General features: G+C 65.3%; 6 protein-coding genes. All 6 read right to left on the bottom strand.

What is annotated here, in order from left to right; genetic code table 11:
• Positions 1–279: 279 nt before the first annotated feature.
• Positions 280–1,113 carry a tRNA pseudouridine(38-40) synthase TruA gene (truA, locus tag Q0176_RS08615; protein ID WP_299301585.1) on the bottom strand — a complete coding sequence of 278 codons (834 nt, stop codon included), beginning with the start codon at positions 1,111–1,113 and terminating at the stop codon, positions 280–282.
• Entirely contained in the window at positions 1,110–1,895 is a 786-nt protein-coding gene (locus Q0176_RS08610) for an energy-coupling factor transporter transmembrane protein EcfT (RefSeq protein WP_299301583.1), read from the bottom strand. Before Q0176_RS08610 ends, truA begins: the two co-directional genes overlap by 4 nt.
• A 63-nt stretch (positions 1,896–1,958) precedes the next feature.
• Positions 1,959–3,677, bottom strand: a complete 1,719-nt coding sequence (locus Q0176_RS08605) for an energy-coupling factor transporter ATPase (RefSeq protein WP_299301581.1) — start codon at positions 3,675–3,677, stop codon at positions 1,959–1,961.
• Between the two features lie 19 nt (positions 3,678–3,696).
• Positions 3,697–4,056: a 50S ribosomal protein L17 gene (gene rplQ, locus Q0176_RS08600; protein WP_299301579.1), complete on the bottom strand. Its 360-nt coding sequence runs from the start codon at positions 4,054–4,056 to the stop codon at positions 3,697–3,699.
• 4 nt (positions 4,057–4,060) lie between these two features.
• Positions 4,061–5,062: a DNA-directed RNA polymerase subunit alpha gene (locus Q0176_RS08595; protein WP_299301577.1), complete on the bottom strand. Its 1,002-nt coding sequence runs from the start codon at positions 5,060–5,062 to the stop codon at positions 4,061–4,063.
• A gap of 98 nt (positions 5,063–5,160) precedes the next feature.
• The coding region (rpsK, locus tag Q0176_RS08590; RefSeq protein ID WP_299301587.1) for a 30S ribosomal protein S11 at positions 5,161–5,267 on the bottom strand (107 nt) is incomplete at its 5' end.

Genomic DNA, 5,267 nt, shown 5'->3' with positions numbered 1-5,267 from the left:
GGTAGAGCACAACCTTGCCAAGGTTGGGGTCGCGGGTTCAAATCCCGTCTTCCGCTCCAAGAATGCCAAGGGTTCAGAGAATTTTGCTCTGAACCCTTTTTCTTTTCTTTATAGACTGGAGTGTCCAGTCAAATGCAACAGGTAAATCGAAAGAAGGCCTCATTGGGGGTACGAAAGCCGAGACACTTTCCGGCTACCGTTGCGTTTGGATTGTAAATCCAAGCCTCTGAAAATTTCCCCCGTATTCCGTCAGCCGTCCGTCAAAGTTCCTCTCAGGCGCTATCCGACTCCGGCCGAGTCCCTGCCGTCGGGACTCCCCAGGCTCCCGCCCCAGAACCCATCACGCCCCAGGGGCCCCCCATCCGGAAGCTCCCGATACCCGGCCCTCCAAAAATAGAGTCCGCAGGCCGGTGCCGTCACGGCGGAACGGGAACGTTCGTCCCCCGCCAAAAGGGCCTCCAGCCAGTCCAGGGACTCCTTGCCCCGCGCCACGGCATCGACGTTGCCCACGATGATGCGCACCATGTTCATCAGAAACGAGGGCGCGCGGACCGAGAGCACGGTCATCGGTCCCCAGCGCCGGCAGCGGACGCGCTCCAGGATCCGCACGCTCCGCTCCGGGCACTCACCCGTCTTGCAGAAGGCCCTGAAATCGTGCTCGCCCTCCAGGAGGCGGCAGGCGGCCCGGGCCCGGTCGATCGCCCAGGGGACCTTCCGCCACCAGACAAGCCCGTTCAGGTGCGGCGGGCAGACCCAGCCGTGCCAGATAAAGTAACGGTACTCCCGCCACAGGGCGCTGCGCCGCGCATTGAAGTGCTCGGAGACCGGGTAGACGCCCATGACCCGAACGTCCTCGGGCAGGTGAAAGTTGGCGGCCAGCTGCAGACGCTCCGGCGCCCAGTCGCGGTCCATCCGAAAGGAGGCCACCTGCCCCACGGCATGGACCCCCTTGTCGGTCCGCCCCGCCCCGATCACCCGAACCGGACCGGACGCCAACCGGGATAGAGCCTCCTCCAGGACCTCCTGGACGCCCAGCCCCTCCCGCTGGCGCTGCCAGCCCGAATAGGCACCCCCCCTGTAAGCGATCCGCGCAGCGTATTTCCGGGGGCTCACAGCCAGAACCTCCTCGCGGCAAGAAGGAGGGCGACGGCACACACCGTCAGGGCAACGGCACGCGTATCGCTCGTTTTCCAGACCAGGGGACGCCGCCTCGTCCTCCCCTCCCCCCCGCGGTACCCCCTGGCCTCCATGGCCAGAGCCATCTCGTCCGCACGGCGGAAGACAATGACGAATAGGGGGATCAGGACGGGGAAGAAGGCCATGACGCGACGGACGAGCCCTCCCTGGTCCAGTCGGGCTCCCCGGGAGAGCTGCGCCCGGATGATCCGGTCCGTCTCCTCCATCAGCAGGGGGATGAAGCGCAGCGCCACCCCGACCATCATCGCGCACTCATGGGCGGGAAAGCCGAAGCGGGCGAAGGGATGGAGCAGACGCTCCAGTCCGTCGGCCAGCTCGAGCGGGGCCGTCGTCAGGGGCAGCAGCAGGGCAAAGAGCATCAGCACCGTCAGACGAAGCGCCGTAAGCCCTCCACGAACCAGGGCAAGCGCTGTCGGACGCCCCATCCAGAGCTCGGAGACGATGTTGAAGGCGAACGTGAAGGCGACCAGGAACAGGATGGGACGGGAGGAACGCAGCACCGCCCGCCAGGATAGGCGGGACAGGGCCATCGCCCCGAAGAAGGCCAGGGTGCAGAGCCCCAGCGACAGGGGATCGTCCGAGACGAACACGGCCGACACCAGGAGCACGAGCATGAAGAGCTTGGCTCGCGGGTCCAGCCGGTGGACCGGGGAATCGATGGGGACGTACTGCCCCATGGGGGATGCGGAAAGCTGCACGTGAGGGCTCCTTATCAGAATCCAAGCATCAAAACATCAAAATCGAAGCGACATGGCGACATTTCAAAATTTGATCGCTGTCTCGATTGCCCGAAGCAGCACGTCGGGGTCCCAGGTCAGAGGGACGCTGCCGCAGCGCGCACGCAGCCGGTCGGAGACCTGGAGCACCTCCGGCCACACCGGGGAACTCAGCGCCTGCATCAGCAAGGGCAGCGCCGTCCCCACCCCGCCCTCCCCCACCGTCCTTCCGGAATCCATGACGAGCAGCCGGTTGCAGCACCCGAAGGCCATCTCGAGGTCGTGGGTGATGGTGATGACCGTCCGCCCGCATCGCCTCAGGTCCGATAAAAGGCAGAGGATCCTCCTCCGGTAGGCCGCGTCGAGCCCAGCCGTCGGCTCGTCGAGGATAAGGCACTCCGGATCGGCGGCCAGCACGGAGGCGATGGCCACCAGACGGCGCTCCCCCCCCGACAGGGCCAGAGGGTTGCGGAGGAGAAAATCGTCGTTCAGCCCCACATCGGAGATGGCCGAACGGACCGCCTGCTCCAGACGCTCGTCCTCGAAGCCGGCGTTGGCCGGGGCGAAGGAGAGCTCCTCCCGCACCGTCGGACAGAAGAGCTGATCCTCGGGGGTCTGAAAGACAAGCCCCACCCTCCTGCGAAGCCGATGCAGGTCCTCGCCCGCCTGAGGAAGGGGCGAGCCCTCGATGAGTATCCGCCCCGACTGCACCTTGTAGAGGCCGTTCAGGTGCTGGACCAGCGTCGATTTTCCGCTCCCGGTGCGTCCGACCACCGCGGTCCACGCCCCTCGAGGAAAAAGCGCGTCGACGCCGTCCAATATGAGGGGCGTCTCGGGCGAGGGGGCTTCGAAGCGAAAGGACAGGTCCCGAACCTCCAGAAGAGCCGGGAGCTCGGGGACGGAGCGCCGATCGGCCGGTGGCGGGGACGAGGCGGACCGGCCCGGAAGACGCGCCGCGACCGCAGATGAGACGCCCTCGACCGTGGGGGAGGGAACCGATACCCCCCTCGCCCCCAGACGGGCGGCCAGGCGGCGCAGCGGAGGAAGCTCGAAGCCAAGCCGCTCCGCATCCGGCCAGAAGTCACGCGCATCCCCCTGCCAGAGCCATCGCCCCTTCGAGAGAACAAGGATCCGGTCGGCGTCCTCGAGGCACTCCAACTGGTGCGTCACCTGCACGAGGGCCGTCCCGGACTCATGGATGGCGCGCAACACCCCGGCGACCTCGAGGCGCCCTTCGGGGTCCAGCATCGCGGTGGGCTCGTCCAGGATGAGGCATTCGGCCCTTGAGGCCAGCGCCCCCGCCAGGGCCACCCTTTGTTTCTCGCCGCCCGAGAGGGCCGAGACCGGGGAGGAACGTTTGCGCGCCATCCCCACGCGTTCCAGGGCCCACGCCACCCGTTCCTCGATCTCCGAGGGGGGCAGTCCCTGATTCTCGGGCGCGAAGGCGACGTCGTCCTCCACGACGGCGGCCACGATCTGGCTTTCCGGGTTCTGGAAGACGACCCCCACCTTCGCGTGCAGTTCCTCAAAGGGGATCTCCCGGACATCCCGGCCAGAAATGAAACAGGCACCCTGCAAAGGAGCTTGCAGAGCGCCCAGAATCCTGACGAGCGTCGATTTTCCGGAGCCGTTGTGCCCCAGAACGGCAACCCGCTCCCCTGGACGGACATCTAGGGATATCCCGTCCAGGACCCGCCGCGTCCCGTCGTAGGAAAAGACGACCGAGCGCAGGGAGAGGAGGGGTGCGTTTTTCGGAGAGCTCAAGGCACTGGAAAGCCCTGGGCTATCTCTCGATGAGCTGAATCACGGCCATCGGCGCGCCGTCGCCCGAGCGGTTCCCCAGTTTGACGATGCGCGTGTACCCGCCCTTGTCGAAAGAGGCATAGCGGGGGGCCAGTTCCTGAAACAGCTTCGTCGCGGCCTCCTTGTGAGGCATCCGGGAGAACACGAGGCGGATGTCGTGAACGGAACCGCCGCGGGCCCGGGTGATCAGCTTCTCGGCGACGCGGCGCAGTTCCTTGGCGCGGGTGACGGTGGTCTGAATCTGCCCGTTCAGGAACAGGCTGGCGGCCATGTTGGCCAGCATCGCCCTTCTGTGGCTGCCGTAGCGGCCAAGCGTTCTATGATCCACACGGTGTCTCATAGCCTTAATCCTCCTTGGTTGCTTTTATATCTTTCTTCTCGCGCAGCTTCAAGCCGGCGCTCTCCAATTTCTCCCAGATCTCGTTCAGGGATATCTTCCCCAGGTTGCGGATCTTCAGAAGGTCCTCCCGCGACTTCTGCAGGAGGTCCCCAATCGTCTGAATGCCGCCGCGCAGGAGGCAGTTCTCGCTCCGGATCGAGAGCTCGAGGTCCCGAACCGGGCGCGCGAAGAGCTCGGCATCCCCATCGGCGATCTTGGCGCCCCTGCCGCCCTTTTCATCACTGGGCCCCGTCTGGAGCCCCTCCTCGCGGCACTGCTCGAGGGCCGAGACGACATTGCCGAAATAGGTCCGGACGATCTCCGCCGCCTCGCCGACCGCCATGTCCGGGGTGACGATCCCGTTCGTCCAGACGTCCAGGATCAGGCGCTCGTAGTCCGTCCTCTGCCCGACCCGCGCCGCCTCCACCCGGTAGTTCACGCGAAGGACCGGGGAGAAGATGGCGTCGGTGAGCAGGGCGTCCACCGGGAGATAGGAGGGACGGGGCCGCTCGGCAGAGAGATAGCCCGTCCCCTGCTCGACGTAGAGCTCCATGGCAAGGCGCGTCCCCTTCTCCAGCGTGCAGATCTTCGCGTCGGGATCGACGAAATCGACCTCGCTGTCCACCTGGATGTCCCTGGCCGTCACGAGTCCCGCTTTTTCGAGCTCCACAGAAATAACGCGCACCTCTTTGCTCCTGGAACGGACGGGGACATGCTTCAGATTCATCATGATCTCGATGACATCCTCGCGCACGCCCGGAACGGTGCTGAATTCGTGCAGTACTCCCTCGATGCGGACCGACGTGATGGCGGCGCCTCGGATCGAGGAGAGCAGCACCCGACGCAGCGCGTTGCCCAACGTCATGCCGTAGCCCCGTTCCAGAGGCTCCAAAGCCAGACGCCCGTAAGTAGGGGTGTTCTCCTCCAGCTTAAGGACGGGCCGTAAGATTTCCAAGGTTTCCGACATTGTTTATGCTCCTATTCTTCACAGACGCCGAAAGGCCGGGCTTCAACACACCCATGAGACGCTCTCGCCGTCAAAGCTGCCAAAAGCACGGAGGACGTTTAGACCCTGCGTCTTTTGGGCGGGCGGCAGCCGTTGTGAGGAATGGGGGTCGTGTCCCTGATCAGGTTGACCTGAAGCCCCGCAGCCTGAAGGGAGCGGATGGCGG

It is taken from the genome of uncultured Fretibacterium sp., assembly GCF_938040765.1.
Taxonomy (GTDB): domain Bacteria; phylum Synergistota; class Synergistia; order Synergistales; family Aminobacteriaceae; genus CAJPSE01.
Note: the sequence above shows the minus strand (reverse complement) of the source record. Positions and strands in the feature narration are given on the sequence as shown.